The organism is Dyella monticola, from assembly GCF_003363155.1.
GTDB classification, from domain to species: Bacteria; Pseudomonadota; Gammaproteobacteria; order Xanthomonadales; family Rhodanobacteraceae; genus Dyella_B; species Dyella_B monticola.
In genome coordinates this window covers 166,178-180,324 of sequence record NZ_QRBE01000010.1, presented here as the reverse complement: position 1 = coordinate 180,324, position 14,147 = coordinate 166,178, and the positions used below count along the sequence as shown (strand labels likewise).

General features: G+C 60.8%; 14 protein-coding genes and 1 tRNA gene. 7 read left to right on the top strand and 8 right to left on the bottom strand.

The window, feature by feature from the left end:
- Positions 1-39: 39 nt before the first annotated feature.
- Positions 40-549 (top strand): hypothetical protein, encoded by a 510-nt coding sequence (locus tag DWU98_RS16165; RefSeq protein ID WP_115496588.1) that lies wholly within the window; start codon positions 40-42, stop codon positions 547-549.
- Between the two features lie 23 nt (positions 550-572).
- On the opposite strand, the gene DWU98_RS16160 is transcribed toward DWU98_RS16165, so the two are convergent.
- A complete protein-coding gene (locus tag DWU98_RS16160; protein WP_115496587.1) occupies positions 573-2,228 on the bottom strand; it encodes an MASE1 domain-containing protein in 1,656 nt (551 codons plus the stop codon).
- A 335-nt stretch (positions 2,229-2,563) separates the two neighbouring features.
- Between DWU98_RS16160 and DWU98_RS16155 the strand changes: the two genes are divergently transcribed.
- Positions 2,564-2,914, top strand: a complete 351-nt coding sequence (locus DWU98_RS16155; protein WP_329955406.1) for a 2-hydroxyacyl-CoA dehydratase — start codon at positions 2,564-2,566, stop codon at positions 2,912-2,914.
- Positions 2,915-2,971: 57 nt separating this feature from the next.
- Here DWU98_RS16155 and DWU98_RS16150 read toward each other — a convergent pair whose 3' ends face one another.
- Entirely contained in the window at positions 2,972-3,940 is a 969-nt protein-coding gene (locus tag DWU98_RS16150; RefSeq protein WP_115496586.1) for a quinone oxidoreductase family protein, read from the bottom strand.
- A gap of 384 nt (positions 3,941-4,324) precedes the next feature.
- Here DWU98_RS16150 and DWU98_RS21740 point away from each other — a divergent pair, with 384 nt between their 5' ends.
- Positions 4,325-4,510, top strand: coding sequence for a hypothetical protein (locus DWU98_RS21740; RefSeq protein ID WP_147293346.1), 186 nt, complete (start codon positions 4,325-4,327; stop codon positions 4,508-4,510).
- A 132-nt stretch (positions 4,511-4,642) separates the two neighbouring features.
- Here DWU98_RS21740 and DWU98_RS16145 read toward each other — a convergent pair whose 3' ends face one another.
- The 3 genes from DWU98_RS16145 to DWU98_RS16135 form a co-directional block, all read right to left on the bottom strand.
- A complete protein-coding gene (locus DWU98_RS16145) occupies positions 4,643-5,581 on the bottom strand; it encodes a hypothetical protein (protein WP_115496585.1) in 939 nt (312 codons plus the stop codon).
- Positions 5,582-5,752: 171 nt separating this feature from the next.
- A tRNA-Leu gene (locus tag DWU98_RS16140) sits at positions 5,753-5,839 on the bottom strand.
- 85 nt (positions 5,840-5,924) lie between these two features.
- Positions 5,925-6,164 carry a hypothetical protein gene (locus tag DWU98_RS16135; RefSeq protein ID WP_115496584.1) on the bottom strand — a complete coding sequence of 80 codons (240 nt, stop codon included), beginning with the start codon at positions 6,162-6,164 and terminating at the stop codon, positions 5,925-5,927.
- 245 nt (positions 6,165-6,409) lie between these two features.
- On the opposite strand from DWU98_RS16135, the gene DWU98_RS16130 reads away from it, so the two are divergent.
- Positions 6,410-7,060, top strand: a complete 651-nt coding sequence (locus tag DWU98_RS16130; RefSeq protein ID WP_115496583.1) for a response regulator — start codon at positions 6,410-6,412, stop codon at positions 7,058-7,060.
- Between the two features lie 85 nt (positions 7,061-7,145).
- Here DWU98_RS16130 and DWU98_RS16125 read toward each other — a convergent pair whose 3' ends face one another.
- Complete coding sequence (locus DWU98_RS16125) at positions 7,146-10,205, bottom strand: Rne/Rng family ribonuclease (RefSeq protein WP_115496582.1); 3,060 nt, start codon at positions 10,203-10,205, stop codon at positions 7,146-7,148.
- A gap of 338 nt (positions 10,206-10,543) precedes the next feature.
- On the opposite strand from DWU98_RS16125, the gene DWU98_RS16120 reads away from it, so the two are divergent.
- Positions 10,544-11,512 carry an RluA family pseudouridine synthase gene (locus tag DWU98_RS16120; RefSeq protein ID WP_115496581.1) on the top strand — a complete coding sequence of 323 codons (969 nt, stop codon included), beginning with the start codon at positions 10,544-10,546 and terminating at the stop codon, positions 11,510-11,512.
- On the opposite strand, the gene DWU98_RS16115 is transcribed toward DWU98_RS16120, so the two are convergent.
- Together DWU98_RS16115 and DWU98_RS16110 are read right to left on the bottom strand one after the other, a co-directional pair.
- On the bottom strand, positions 11,490-13,001 hold the full coding sequence (locus DWU98_RS16115) for a CPBP family glutamic-type intramembrane protease (RefSeq protein WP_115496580.1): 1,512 nt from the start codon (positions 12,999-13,001) through the stop codon (positions 11,490-11,492). The two genes, DWU98_RS16120 and DWU98_RS16115, sit on opposite strands and share 23 nt — an antisense overlap.
- Positions 12,998-13,339: a 4a-hydroxytetrahydrobiopterin dehydratase gene (locus DWU98_RS16110; RefSeq protein ID WP_115496611.1), complete on the bottom strand. Its 342-nt coding sequence runs from the start codon at positions 13,337-13,339 to the stop codon at positions 12,998-13,000. Before DWU98_RS16110 ends, DWU98_RS16115 begins: the two co-directional genes overlap by 4 nt.
- Here DWU98_RS16110 and DWU98_RS21995 point away from each other — a divergent pair.
- Entirely contained in the window at positions 13,338-13,484 is a 147-nt protein-coding gene (locus DWU98_RS21995; protein ID WP_158545084.1) for a hypothetical protein, read from the top strand. The two genes, DWU98_RS16110 and DWU98_RS21995, sit on opposite strands and share 2 nt — an antisense overlap.
- Entirely contained in the window at positions 13,481-14,089 is a 609-nt protein-coding gene (locus tag DWU98_RS16105) for an NfuA family Fe-S biogenesis protein (protein ID WP_115496610.1), read from the top strand. The genes DWU98_RS21995 and DWU98_RS16105 overlap by 4 nt, the downstream gene beginning before the upstream one ends.
- Positions 14,090-14,147 lie beyond the last annotated feature (58 nt).

Below are 14,147 nucleotides of genomic sequence, written 5' to 3'. Positions count from 1 at the left end.
CGAGCCGCGAATAGGCGCTGTAACAGGTAGGGGATTACCATGTTCCGCAAATCATCGCATTGTGCCGCGCGTACAGTTGTCGTGGCGTTGCTCGTGGCGCTCCTCTCCACATCGGTTCTTGCGTATCAGCCGCCTGCGACGGGGCTCGGGCAGTCATGGCCCAATGCTATGGATGTCAGTGTCAGCCCGCACTATCACGTGTACGTATTCGTTCGCGATGGCATTCGCTACATTCAGGTCAACGATCTGAATGGTACGGTACGTGCAGGGGTGGCCGTGGCGGATAACGTGATCCTGGTATTGCCGATAGGCGTGGATCAGCAGTACGTGTCCACGCAACATAATGCCGGCCAATCAGATGCAACGGAAAATGCGGGTGTAACGGAGACCGTATATAGCGATGGCACGACGCACATGACTGCCACACCGACCAGCACGGGTGCGTTAATTGTCAGTGTAACCACTACGCCGTCGGCCCTCGCCAACCCGCCGTGCACGGATCCCTTCAACTGCGCTGGAAATGTGGTGAGTGGCGGTGCCGGTAAATAATGTCCGGTTGAGTTGACGCACTGTCAGCGTAGGTACAGTTCCAGTGGGGCAGGTGTCGTGGCGTGTGACCCCTGAACCTGTTGGCTTACGTCGTGCATCAACGCCGTGATACGGAATGTATGGGGTTCGTTGTAGGTGTGCAGCTCGCCGTTGTAGAGGCGGGCGTAGTCACGCATGGCCATCACGCTCAGGCTGTTGGCGCCGAGCTTTGCTGCAAGATATTGGCTCTCTTCCTTTCGATGCATCGGTAGGGCCGCTTCTGCACGACCGTAACCCTGGATCCGCAACGTCACCCAACGTTGCCCGTGCGTAAAGCCACCACGCAGCGATACGGTGATGGTCGACCATGCCTGCCATGCGAATACATACACCACCACTTCGCAGGCAAGGCGATAGATCGCCGCATGCAAACCTCTCGAAAGTCGGCTCAGCCCACGTCCCTTCAATTCAAACCGGTAAGCCACGCCGGCTTCTTCAAGGGCGAGCCCGATGGTTTCGCGCAGGGCAGCGGGCAGGCCGCCTTCACGCCACGCCGTTGGGTGCATGGATTCCACGGCCTGGTGAACCTGGATCTGCGTGGCTGCCATCTGCTTGTAATAGCTTTGATCTTCCGTGAAGAGAAGTACGTTTTTGAAGCGGTTGAGCAACCGTGCTTGCGTCAATTGCAAGGTGCCGCTGACTTGCTCGAGCGTTTGCGAAGCCTGGCGCATGCGTAGTTCGCAAAAATACATGCCTTGCTGGGCGAGCTTTATGGCGGTCTTGGCATCCATGTGTTCCTGTTCGCCAGCCGTGTCTTCGGCGGTTGAGCGCGAACCGAGCGCGAACAGGCATGTGACCGAGAACGCGATGAATGCCTGCATGCCCAGTACGTCCAGATTATCGGCGCGCGAAGCCATGTCACTGACGATGCAGATCAACGTGGCCGTGGTTCCGAGCGCCGCTGCACGCCATCCATGGCGGGTGGTGAGCCACGCTGTGGGAAGAAACATGGCCATGCGGATCACAGGTCTTATATCCGCGGATGCTTGCAGATTGAGCCAGTAAAGCAGAATAAGAGCGGGCAGTAGCAGAGCCAGAAACTCTAGTGTCAACGAGCTTTTTACCACGGCAAGCATGTGCGCATGCCCGTGTTGCGGCTTCCTTAGTTTGAAGACCAACGCCATGGGCAGAATGGTCAGGATGCCGGTGTAGCGGCCCAGGAAAAGCTGCAAGATCTGCATGCTATGGAAGTGATAGGGATGCGGCGTTCCCGGTGGCTGCACCACAACAAGCAGCAAAGGCACGGTGGTTACCGTCCAGACAACTGCAGATACCACCACGCATATCAGCAAGGCCTTGGCCCTGATGACGTGCCTGGCGGGGAACAACGCCAATCCGCGCCGGCACCAGGCGACAACAGGCATCGCATAGAGAATCGGCGGAATGCAATTGCCGATCACCCATGTCAGCCCGAGCTGCGCCTGATCGGCATGGTTGTAATAAATCAGCGGGCCGATTTCGGCGAGTGCGAGCGTCGGCCAATAGCGATAGGGCAGTAACAGCAAAGCACTCAGCCGCAGGCCGTCGGTCAGGCCCCAGATGCCGTTGGACCAGGGCCGCAAAACCATATATGCCGCGCAATACGCCGCAAAAACGGCGACCTGTCGCAGCCACTTGTCACCTACGATCGATTTCAGCATCGATGCACCCTGCGCCTTCGTTACCGCGCCCCGGCTCTCCGTAGCGCTGTGACATCCGACGGTGCAGGAAGCTCAAGCTTAGACCGTGCCATGAAGCCAGTTCAGCGTCGGTTTGAAGCCGGCTTGCAAACGTGCGCGCGATAGCGTGCCAAGCGGTCATGATACGGAGCGGGTTGCTTTAAAACGTGAAAGAAGGGGCCAGAAACTGAAGCGGCTTCACGCGTTCGCGTTTTTCAGATGCAGCATTATCGAACGCGGGATATGCCCCCCAGACCTTGCCTACCAGCAGCCATGGGCTGGCCTGACGCCCATGCAGCCGTTTTCAAGGCGGCGGGATGCCCCTGTCATATGAGATAATCATCGGTCCTGTAACACACTGCGTTGCTATGACCCTCCCGAAAGACGCCTTTCGCCGCTTCCAGGAAGAACTCGCGGCCCTCGATAAGGAGATTGAACAACGCCCCGTCAAGCCTAAAAAGCAGACGGCCAGGCAAGCTGCGTTATCGGCCATGGATCGGGCGAAACAGGAATTTCTGGCCTTGCGCGAGCGCCACAATCTGACTCTGGCGGACGTAGTGTCCTTTTTTCCGGAAGAAGAGGGCATCGCGTACCTGCAAAGCCTGATCGCGCAATCCTCGGCCAAGCCGCGGCGCGGCCGAAAACCCAAGAGCACTACGAGCGGCTGAGCTCGCACGCTGGGACGCGCGCGCCCGCTTTTTGGTTTTTTGGAAAACCAGCACCCTTCAGGGGGTAATCACAACCCGCCCTGGCGTGCCCTGCGCCACAGCCTCATAGGCTTCCCGGCCCTGGGCCAACGCATAGCGGTGCGCGATCACCGGGGCATCGAATTTGCCGTGGTCGAAACCGCGCGCAATACCCTGCATCAGTCGAGCCGATTCCACCACGCCCAGTTTCGCGCTGTCGGCGCCTAGCAACTGCGTTTCATTGTGATAGAAATCGATCAGGTCCATGTCCACCCGGCGACGACCGGTAGCGCTGATTTCCACCACGCGCCCGCGGCGCCGCACCAGGCCGAGCGCCGCTTCGAAGGCGATGCCGCCTACACTGTCGAACACCACATCCACGCCGTCGGCGAGGCCGTCCAGGCCGCGCAGATGTTCTACCGTATGTTCGTCGAAGGGCACGAAATCATGGATGCGCTTGCCGGCGGGTGAGCTGGCATCCACCGGATGCCGGTCGATGCCGATGATGCGGCAATCCAACGATTTGGCGATTTGCGTTACCGCGCCACCCACACCCCCACCCGCGCCAATGACGGCGATCGTTTCGCCCTCGCGCAGCTGCGCATAATCCACCACGCCCAACCAGGCCACCACGAAGTTGACACCGATTGCAGACGCCTGCGCATGATCGAGTGCGGCCGGTTTGCGCACCAGTGCGCTAACCGGCACGCGCACGTATTGGGCATGCGTGCCATCACGGGTGAAGCCGATATCGCCGCCGGTGCCCCAGACATCCGCACCGCGCCAGGCCAGCGGCCCTTGCTCTACCACGCCACTGAAATCCCGGCCTGGAATCCGCGGCAGCGTGGTCTGCGAAAAATGGCCAGCGACATTTTTTACATCGCTCGGATTGACCGATGCCCCGTGCACCCGCACCAGGGCGGAATCCTCATCGATGTCGGGCGTGGCGATGTCCACGTATTCCAGTACGTCCGGTGCACCGTGGCGGGTGAATCGCAAGGCTTTCATACGTGATCGTCCTGCAAGCAGATGACGGCAGTGCCTGGTTCGCGGCGGTAAGCGTCCGACCATACTCCCGGAGCGGTGGGATGAAGGTCAACAGGGCATCGACAGCGTTTGAAGCCTCAACGTGGCGCTGGTGCGCTCGGTACGCGGCGTAACCGGGTGGGAATGAAGCAGAAACGGGCGGCCAATCAGTAAAGCGTGCTGAACCGATGCGACAGGCGAGAGGCATGACTGTATCGAGAGAGTGCAGACTGCGTTGTATTTGGAAAGGCGCGGCATTCGTGACGCACCCACCCATCATGCACCCACCCATCATGCACTGGTACTTATGCCAGTCGTACTTACAATTGCACCGCTGGCCGGAGCCAGTCATAACGGAGCAAAAAGATGACCCACAAGGAGCTCGCGGATAGAGCTGCCATCATTTTGGCGCCATCGCTCGCAGCAGCGATGAAGCAGGCGCAGGATCTCAAGGTAGCCGTCGATGCCGCCTGGATCGACCGGCTTGTCGAACTCAGTCTTACGCTTGCCAGGTCGCTGGAAGATAAAGCGGCCAGCCATCTGGAAAAGTAAGGGCAACTTTTTGTTGTCTTGAAAAACCGCTGGCGGCTGCGCGGTATGGGGAATGCAGGTTTATTATTCGTCGTCCGGCGTCTGCCAGGGCGGCGAATACCCAGTGCCATCCAACACGCGAGCGCGCTTGGCTTACACATTCCCTTTTTTCGGCGGAGTGTCGTGTCTGCCAGGCTCCGGGCTCGGCGAGCGGGATGGGCGACGGCGGTAGCTCACTGTCTTGGTCTCGCCGCTGCCATCCTTGTTCACGCGCACGCCGGTCAAGTGAGAGTGCGTAGGTGTATCCCGGCGAAACATGAAAGCATTTTCGCGCCCTTCGATGTAGCGTTCGATGTTGGTGTCGGCAACTTGATTGGCCTGAGTGGGTGCGTGCACGGTCGTACCGGGCAGACCGGTAAAGCGGAACGGTGACTGATGCGTGTGCTCGTAGCGCCCATCGGTCGTGAGGCCTTGCTTGGGCGGGGGGCTGCGTGGCCTGGGCGTATCATTGCCAGTGCGCCCGCCGCCACTGCTGCCGGATGACGTAAACGTCAAATCCTCACCGCTCCGGTAACGGTCTCCCGGACCGCGCGTAGTGAGCTGAAGTGTCGTCTTGCCCTGGTTGTTCGCCTCCTTGCGCATTTCCAGCGCCTCCGGCGGAATGTTCGACTTTTCCAGGCTGGGAAATGGCTTCGCCGTGCTCTCCATATGCCGTTCAATCTCGCGGCGCGTTTCCGTTGATACATAACCGCGATCGTCTTTGCCTGGATCGAGCGGCTTCATCAGAAGCGGAGTGATGTCCGTGGCCGGGTCGATGCTGGTCTTGCCCAGGGCATTGGCCCTCTTTTGCAGTTCACCCATCTTCTTCTGTTTGATGACTTGCGCACGCTCAGAGCGCGGACGGGAAGGTGGTGTGTGCGTGCTGCCCAAGGAACTGGGTGGCTCGGGCCCCTTGGCGCGCTTGGGCGGCGGCGCATGCTTTTCTTCATCCTTTTTTGAAGACGATGTGCTCTTCGGGGATGTCTTCGTGCCCAGCGGCTGGAAATGGCTGGCTGACCGCTTGCGCGAACCCTCACCGTCAGAATTGGCCATATCTGTATCCCCTTTGCTCAATAACCCGATTGCGGGTAACACGACTCAGCGCGCCATGCTTCTCGTCCGTTGAGCAGGCCTGCTTCTTTATATCGCTTGCGGAATTGCCGTAGGTGATTGGAATCCCAAAAACTAAAAAACCAAGGCTTTTTTATGCCTTGGTCCTGTGTTTGGTGCCCGGAGCCGGGATCGAACCGGCATGACCTTGCGGTCGAGAGATTTTAAGTCTCTTGCGTCTACCTGTTTCGCCATCCGGGCTAGGAGGCTGTGGCCGGAGGGAGGTTGGCCGCAGGCGCGGGATCGTAACATGCGCCTGGACGTAAGCGGGGCGTGAACGCTGCTATTAGGCCACGGCGCTTTCAATCGGCAGATCGGGGCGCGCGTATTGCGCCAGCCGAATGGTGGAAGTCGGACCCGGCATTTCAACGCAGGTGCTGCGGCCCGAGCGGGTGTGCTCGTCGCGGGCGGCTTCGCGCGCCAGTTGGATGGCAGGGCCAAGCCGTAGCTGGCTGAAAAGCGTTGCCGTTTCCCGGCGGATGCTCCAGTCCCCTTCGGGCGACTGCCTGAGCGAGTAGATCACCATCGGTACGCTCCATTGGGTTAGTGCTAGCTAGCCTTGCTGGGGTGTGCGGGACGCGTGACTTACAACTGCAATTCGCTCAATGATGACACCAAAATTAGGACAAGTATGTAGGTAATCTCCTACCACATTTGTGGGATTTGGAGTTATATGAAAAGTCCTTTCAAAACGAGGGGTTATGTGCTTGCAATGTGTCAGCCACCCGCCTACTTTGCGGAAGCACAGTTCCTAATCAGGGAGGGCGAAAGATGATCGACGCTGTACTCGTGGATGACCACGAGCTTGTAAGAACCGGCTTCAGGATGATTTTGCAGCAGCCGGATATTCGTATTTGCGGCGAAGCGGGAACTGCCGAGGAGGGGCTGCGCCTGATTCGCGCCACCAAGCCGCATATCGCGTTGGTCGATGTGCACATGCCAGGCATGAGCGGTATCGAGCTGACCGAGCGCATCGTACGAGCGAATTTGCCTACGTATGTCATCGTGGTAACGGTGGTGGAGGACGCACGTTTCCCTAAACGCCTGCTAGATGCTGGCGCACACGGCTATCTCACCAAGAGCTGCGCGGCCGAAGAATTGCTCAATGCCGTGCGCCAAGTGTCCAGTGGTCGCCGCTACTTGGCTCCGGCCGTGGCGCAGCAGTTGGCATTGGCCACGCTCGACGGCGAAGGTTCGCCGTTCGATGCGCTTTCCAGCCGCGAACTGGAAGTGGCGATGATGCTGGTGCGCGGCAAGGCGCTCACTGCCATCGGTGAGCAACTTAATCTGAGCCCTAAGACGGTATCCACCTACAAGCAAAGGTTGATGGAAAAGTTGCAGGTGGATCATGTGATCAGCCTGGCCCATTTGATGACGGTGCATGGGTTGCTGGATACCCATAACAACCAGGTCAGAAACTGAGCAAAACGCTTCCACGGGTATGGAAACAGAAAGGCCGGACATTCTGTCCGGCCTTTCTGTTTTGATGCATCAGGCAATACGTGTATCAGGAAAGCCGATGATCGCGCGGATGGCCGATGTCCAGATCATCTTCTTCAGAGGAGGGCTTTGGCGCTTCCTCGTTGGTGTCTTGATCGTGCGTCGGCATGGTTGCTACATGCTGATGGTGATGTAACGGCGTGGAGAGCAGGTCACCCTGCTCGGGCTGATGGATGATCGGTGCGGGTGTCACGACGACCGGCTCCGGTTCGGACGTGGCACCGGGTTCAACGAGCACGGGTTTATCGGCATGCTCCATCTCCACTGCGGTGATCAGCTCGACCACGCCTTCGTTCGCGGCGCTTTCCACTTCGTGCGGCACCGTCACAGTGACTACTTCGGACACCACCGCGGGCGCTTCGGGTTGGGGCTGCTCAACCGCTTCTGCAACATGCTCAACCGTTTCTGCTTGCGCTTCACGCGCAGGAATGGGCGGAAGCACCGGCAGATTGAACGACGTCGCCACCGGCGCCGGCGCAACGACGAGCGGTGCAGCAACGTGATGGTCTTCCGCCGCATAGGGTGCGGTTTCAGGTTCGACGGATACCTTGATGGGTTCCGCCTGAACCACCGCAGGCTCCACGAGTGCGGGTTGCTGCGTTTGGAGCACAGGTGCGACCGGTGCCGAGACTGCTTCGACATGCTTGGGCGCAATCACTTCGGATGCGACCGGCACCTCTGCTTTCACCTCGACGGTAGCCGTTTCGGCGTCGGAGATATCGTCACGATCCTCATCGTCCAGATCCTGCGCATCGATCTGCCCGTCTTGAATCGCGCCGACCACTGCACCCTCGTGACGACGACGGCGACGACCGCCGCGCCGGCCACGACGGCGACGTGACTGACCGGTACCTTCCGCGGTAGCGGCGGCCTCGGCAGCATGGTCAGCGATTTCCTTGACGGTGACAGGTGCTGCAGTTTCGGCCGCAGGCTTGGGTGCTTCGATCGGTTGAGGCTTGGCGACGGGTGCATTCGCCGCTTGCTGTTGCTGACGCTCGGCTTGTGGCTGGCGTTGCTGGCGTTCCTGCTGCACGTGTTGCTTGGCGGGCTCGGCGGCAACCTGAGGCTTACGCTGCTCAGTCGGCTCGTTGGTTTGCGCAGGCTTGGGCGGGCGCTGTTGATCCTGCTTGCCACTTTGTTGCTGACGGGGCTGCTGCTGTTGGCGCTGACCCTTGCCTTGTTGCTGCGATTGCGCGTTGCGCTGTGCGTTCTGCCGCGGCTGACCTTCGCCACGCGCGCGTTGCTCGTTGCGACGCGGGTCTTGCTTGCCGCGGGGGGATTCCTGGCGTGTTGCCACCGGGGCAGGAGCCGGCACTGGTGCGGGCGCTTCGGCACCGCGGAACAAACCGCCGAACAAGCGTGAGAAAAAGCCAGTTTGCTGTGTCTTTGCAGCAACGGGAGCGGCAACAGGCTGCCGTTTCGTGGCGAGGGCCGGCGCGGCGGCCGGTTCTTCTTCGCGCACCGGCGCCGGGCTGGCGGGAACGATACCGGTGACAGCAGGCTGTTCGCTGCTGCCGAGCATTTGCCCCATCTTGCGCACGACGTTGGCTTCTTCCGCGGTGAGGCGCTCATAGCTGGGCTTGCTGTGCTCGCCCATGTCGGCTTCGCGGATGCGCTGGATCTCGATGTGCGGCGTATCGAGCTTCTCGTCGGCCACGATCACTACGTGCACTTTGTTGCGAAGCTCGATCTCCACCACGCTGGCGCGCTTTTCGTTGAGCATGTAGTTGGCCACGCTCGGCGGCGCCTGTATCAACACCTGGCCGGTGTTGTCCTTCATGGCGTGCTCTTCGATCAGGCGCAGCGTGGACAGCGAGAGCGATTCCACGCCGCGGATGTGGCCGTGGCCTTCGCAACGCGGGCATACGATCTGCGTGGCTTCGCCCAGCGACGGGCGCAGGCGCTGGCGCGACATCTCCAACAGACCAAAGCGCGAGATGCGGCCGATCTGGATGCGCGCACGGTCGAGCTTGGCCGCATCCTTCAGGCGCTCTTCCACTTCGCGCTGGTGCTTGGGGCTGTCCATGTCGATGAAGTCGATGACGATCAGGCCACCCGCGTCGCGGATGCGCAACTGGCGGGCGATCTCCGCCGCCGCTTCCAGGTTGGTGTTGAACGCCGTCTCCTCGATATCGCCACCTTTGGTGGCCTTGGAGGAGTTGATGTCGATGGCGGTCAGCGCTTCGGTCTGGTCGATCACGATCGAGCCGCCTGAGGGCAGGCGCACGCTGCGGTCGAACGCGCTCTCGATCTGCGTTTCGATTTGGTAGCGCGAGAACAGCGGGGTGTCGTCTTTGTAGAGCTTGAGCTTGCGCAGGGCGTTGGGCATCACCTGCTGCATGAAGTCGCGGGCGTCCTGATACAGCGATTCTTCGTCGATCAGGATCTCGCCGATATCGTTGCGCAGGTAATCGCGCAGTGCGCGGATGAAAAGCTTCGATTCCTGATAGATCAGGAACGGCGCCTTTTGTGCCTGGGCAGCCTGGGAAATCGCTTTCCAGAGCTGGAGCAGGTAGTCCAGGTCCCACTGGAGCTCTTCGGCGTCGCGACCCATGCCAGCGGTGCGCACGATCAGTCCCATGTCGTCAGGGACGTTCAGATGCTCCAGCGCTTCCTTCAGGGCTTGGCGATCTTCGCCCTCGATGCGACGCGAAACACCACCCGCTTTCGGACTGTTCGGCATCAGCACCATGTAGCGGCCGGCCAGGCTGATGAACGTGGTTAGCGCCGCGCCCTTGTTGCCACGCTCTTCCTTCTCGACCTGTACGACCAGTTCCTGGCCTTCTTTGAGCAGCTCGCGGATGTTGGATTTGTAAGGGTCCAGGCCCGCGGTGAAATATTCGCGGGCGATTTCCTTGAGGGGTAGGAAGCCGTGGCGTTCGGCGCCATAGTCGACAAAACAGGCTTCGAGGGAGGGTTCGACGCGAGTGATGCGGCCTTTGTAAATGTTGGCTTTTTTCTGCTCGCGAGACGGTATTTCGATATCAAGGTCGTAAAGGGTCTGGCCATCCACGATAGCCACACGCAACTCTTCACGCTGAGTTGCGTTGATCAACATTCTTTTCATTGTAATTCCTCGGCTTGGCCGCGCGTCGCGCGCCGCGGTGGCGCCTGGTGTGGCGGCCTCTCCGGGGATCGCGCCGCTGCGGTAAAGCAGCTCATAAAACGGTAACGTTCCCGATACCGGGAGTGATTCTCGGCACGCACGCCGCGTTGTCTGGCAAAAACAAGACCGGACAAGTGGCTACCCGAACCGTTACGATGAAAGGGTGCTTGCAACCGGCTGCCAATGCGCGACCGGCGCAAACCTCGCCGGCGTAACGGGCGGGCGCCTGGTCCTTTAACTAATGTCAGTGGACCGGGCTGAGCGCTGTGCGAGTATCCTCTCAACCCAGGTTTTTTTCAATGCAGACGGCAACTTCCCCCGATGTACCTCAAGGGGTGCGTCAACTCGAGATTGGTCCAGAGCGCGACGGTCAGCGCATCGACAACGCCTTGATGACCCTGCTCAAAGGCGTGCCCAAGAGCATGATTTACCGGCTCTTGCGCACCGGCCAGGTGCGCGTGAACGGCAAGCGCGCCAAGCCCGATACCCGTCTCACCCAGGGCGATACCCTGCGCATTCCACCTGTGCGGGTCGCCGAGCGATCGAAAGAAGAGGGTGCGTCCCAGGCGGCGATTGCGGCGGCGGCCGAAGCCGTCATCTTCGAGGACAAGCACTTCCTGGTCATCGACAAGCCATCGGGCATGGCCAGTCATGGGGGCAGCGGGGTGAGCTTCGGCGCCGTCGAACTGTTGCGGCAGGCCCGGCCCAAGGAGCACCTGGAGCTCGTGCATCGCCTCGACCGCGATACCAGCGGCGTGCTGGTGTTCGCCCGTACCCGCGCCGGGTTGACCGGACTGCAGGCGGCGATCCGGGCCGGTGAGGTCACCAAGCAATATCTGTGTCTGATGGTCGGCCATCCGCAAAAGGCCAAGTTCGATGTGAACGTGCCACTGAAAAAGTCCATTCTGCAGGGCGGCGAACGGATGGTACGGGTAGCGGACGATGGCAAACCCTCGCTCACCTTCTTTCGTGAGATGGAGCAGTACTCCGGGGCGCGCCTGATGCAGGCCACTCTTGGCACCGGTCGCACGCATCAGATTCGCGTGCATGCGGCGCATATTGGCCACCCGCTGGCCGGAGATGCCAAGTACGGCGACAAGGATGCGAACAAGCGCTTTCGCGCACTGGGGCTGGACCGGCTGTTCCTACATGCCGCGCACATGGGTTTCGAGCTGGACGGGCGCTCTTACGGGTTTTCCGCGCCATTGCCTGACGACTTGAAAAATTTCCTGGATACCCTTGCTGCTAAAAGAAAAAGCGCGCGCTGACCTCAAGCGAACGCAGCAGCGTCCCACCCGCGAGGCCCGACTCCACCAGCAGTGCACAGATCGCGTGCGCCAGCGCAATCGGCAGCACGCTACGCCCGCGCAGGAAGCACCACGCCCACCCTAGTTCGCCGACGAAGCACAGCTGCATCAGCATGCCGTTAGGCGTATGCAGCAAGGCGAACACCACCGCCACGGCAACGATGGCCCAGTTCGCCCGATGCACGATCCGTTCGAACCGATGCAGCAGCACGACCAGCATCAGCCACTGCTGCAACCAGGCCCACCCAAAGTAGACGAACACGTGCGACAGCGGCAACGGATGGAGCGCATGTCCGCATGCCAGGATCAACGCAATAGTGACGAGGGCTGTCGCCAGCGGCCACATCCAGTCCCGTCCGCTCGCTGGCCACCGCCATAGGCGGGGCACATGCCTGCGTTCGATCGCCAGGGCGTAGACGAGTCCGCCGCCGAAGGCCGCCAGGCCAAGCGCCGTTGGGCGCAAACCCCAGTGAAGTCCCGCAATTAGCCATAAGGGACCGAGCAAGCAGCCGATCAACTCGACCCACGGACCAAGCGAGCCACCTACCGGTCGCCAAACCAGGCAGGCGAGCACAAGCAGATAGATGATGCAGGCCGCCCAGGCTACGGCCGGATGATTGATCGCGGGTGGCTCGGCATGCGGCGTGGTGTCGGCGGGCGCGATCAAGGCCGCTGGCCAGCGCGCGCGCAGTTGGTCGCGCAGTGCCAGCATCGTTTCGGCGCTGCTGTCACCGGGCAGGCGAAACAGTGGCATGGGTTCGTTTTGCACGCGTGTGGCGAGCGCTGCGAGGTCGAGTTTCATGCTGTCGCCGGGCAGGTCGATCACGGCTTCCTGGCGTTGCATCGGTTCGGTGGTAAGCAGCTGCACCGACGCAAGCGTTACGCTCGCTTGCGCGGGAATCTGGATGCGCAGGCGCAACATTTGTGCGCTGCCGAGTGTGGAGCAATCTCCGATGTCGCTGCCTTGCCACGCCATATCGCGCAAATCGATGCGTAGGCTGCGCGTATCCGGAGTGAGGCGATCAGGTGTTTTCGACAGGCAGCCAGGCGGATTGCCGCTCTGCCATACCACGCCCAGCGTGCCGGGAGCGCTGCTGCGCAGTGCTATTTCGAGGATCGGCCAATGGTGCAGGTCGAGTGACCAGGCAACCGGCAGGCCCAGTTCGAACGGCTCGCCATCGCTGCTGGTGATGCGCAATGCATCGTCTTCTCGCGCGAGCTGTGCATGGCCGAACGCGTGGCCGGCAACCAGATCGTGCGGTTTGTGCAGGTGCCACGCCCACAATGGCTCGTGTGCCTGCACGCGCGCAAGTTGCTGTTGCGCTTGGTCCAGCAGGTGCGCTGCGGTGATGCGCGATGCCAGACGGCTTAACAGCAGACACACAACCACCGCCACCAGCACGTAGCCGGCGAAGGCGCAGGCTGTGCGGAGGCGGCTGGCCGGGTTCAATGCTCGAGCAGAGCGTCTACGCGCGCGGCGCAGATGAAATCGTTCAATGACAATCCGCCCACGTCATGCGTGGACCAGCGCAGCTTGCAATGCCCGTATCCGGCCTCGATGTCCGGGTGATGGTCCTCATGGTTGGCCATGAAGCCCACCGCATTGATAAAGGCCAGCGTGTGATGAAAGTTTTCGAAGCGAAAATCCTTCACCAGGGCATCCCCTTGTGCGGCGAGTTTCCAGCCGGGCACCAGCGGCAGCAACGCGGCGATGGCTGCCTCGTCCAGCGCATGCTCCTTGCCTTTGCGGGGCTGGCAATGCTGAGCGGAAAGCGGAAGGGCAGTCATGGAAATCTCCATCATTGTCGCTGAAGCGCCGAAACTGTACGCGAAAAACCCGGTTTCGAACATTCATGGCGAAACAGGACTAAAATGGTGCGGTATAAAAGCCCGGTGCAGCCGGGCACGAATGATGGTTCCGGAGCAGGCATGATCGAGATTTCCGAGCGCGCGCAACAGCATTTTCTGCATCTTCTGTCACAGCAAGGTATCGAGGGGCTGGGCATTCGCGTGCGCGTCACCTCGCCGGGTACGCCGGCCGCCGATTGCGAACTGGAGTTCTGCGAACCCCAGGAACTCACCGGCGGTGAATGGACGGTGGAGTGCAGCGGCTTCAACTTCTACATCGACGGTGAAAGCGCAACCTGGCTGGAAGGCGCCACGGTCGATTTCGAACCCAATCAGACGGGTGGGCAGTTGAATATCCGTGCGCCAAAGATCAAGGGCGAGCTGCCGGGTGCGGAGGCAGGCCTGGTTGAGCGTGTGCGTTATGTGCTGGAGGCCGAAGTCAATCCGCGCATCGCCGCGCATGGCGGTCGTATCAGTCTGCTGGAAGTGGACGCCGATGGCGTGGTGGTGCTGCAATTCGGCGGTGGTTGCCACGGTTGCGGGATGGTCGATGTCACCCTCAAGCACGGCGTCGAGAAGACGCTGCGCGAACGCGTGCCGGAAATTACCGCGGTGCGTGATGCGACCGATCACAAGGGTGGCAGCAATCCGTATTACAGCAAGAAGGAAGGGCAGTCTGCGATGGGCTGAACCGTTGCCCTTTGCCACCGTCATGTCCGCTCTTTTGGAAAATTTTGTCGGCGGCTCC

What these genes read in the sequence shown, in the direction of transcription:
- DWU98_RS16110 (WP_115496611.1), bottom strand. Translation starts at nt 13,339, where the DNA reads ATGACTGCCCTTCCGCTTTCCGCTCAGCATTGCCAGCCCCGCAAAGGC.
- DWU98_RS21740 (WP_147293346.1), top strand. Translation starts at nt 4,325, where the DNA reads ATGACCCACAAGGAGCTCGCGGATAGAGCTGCCATCATTTTGGCGCCA.
- DWU98_RS21995 (WP_158545084.1), top strand. Translation starts at nt 13,338, where the DNA reads ATGGAAATCTCCATCATTGTCGCTGAAGCGCCGAAACTGTACGCGAAA.
- DWU98_RS16160 (WP_115496587.1), bottom strand. Translation starts at nt 2,228, where the DNA reads ATGCTGAAATCGATCGTAGGTGACAAGTGGCTGCGACAGGTCGCCGTT.
- DWU98_RS16145 (WP_115496585.1), bottom strand. Translation starts at nt 5,581, where the DNA reads ATGGCCAATTCTGACGGTGAGGGTTCGCGCAAGCGGTCAGCCAGCCAT.
- DWU98_RS16135 (WP_115496584.1), bottom strand. Translation starts at nt 6,164, where the DNA reads ATGGTGATCTACTCGCTCAGGCAGTCGCCCGAAGGGGACTGGAGCATC.
- DWU98_RS16125 (WP_115496582.1), bottom strand. Translation starts at nt 10,205, where the DNA reads ATGAAAAGAATGTTGATCAACGCAACTCAGCGTGAAGAGTTGCGTGTG.
- DWU98_RS16105 (WP_115496610.1), top strand. Translation starts at nt 13,481, where the DNA reads ATGATCGAGATTTCCGAGCGCGCGCAACAGCATTTTCTGCATCTTCTG.
- DWU98_RS16130 (WP_115496583.1), top strand. Translation starts at nt 6,410, where the DNA reads ATGATCGACGCTGTACTCGTGGATGACCACGAGCTTGTAAGAACCGGC.
- DWU98_RS16150 (WP_115496586.1), bottom strand. Translation starts at nt 3,940, where the DNA reads ATGAAAGCCTTGCGATTCACCCGCCACGGTGCACCGGACGTACTGGAA.
- DWU98_RS16165 (WP_115496588.1), top strand. Translation starts at nt 40, where the DNA reads ATGTTCCGCAAATCATCGCATTGTGCCGCGCGTACAGTTGTCGTGGCG.
- DWU98_RS16120 (WP_115496581.1), top strand. Translation starts at nt 10,544, where the DNA reads ATGCAGACGGCAACTTCCCCCGATGTACCTCAAGGGGTGCGTCAACTC.
- DWU98_RS16155 (WP_329955406.1), top strand. Translation starts at nt 2,564, where the DNA reads ATGCCCCTGTCATATGAGATAATCATCGGTCCTGTAACACACTGCGTT.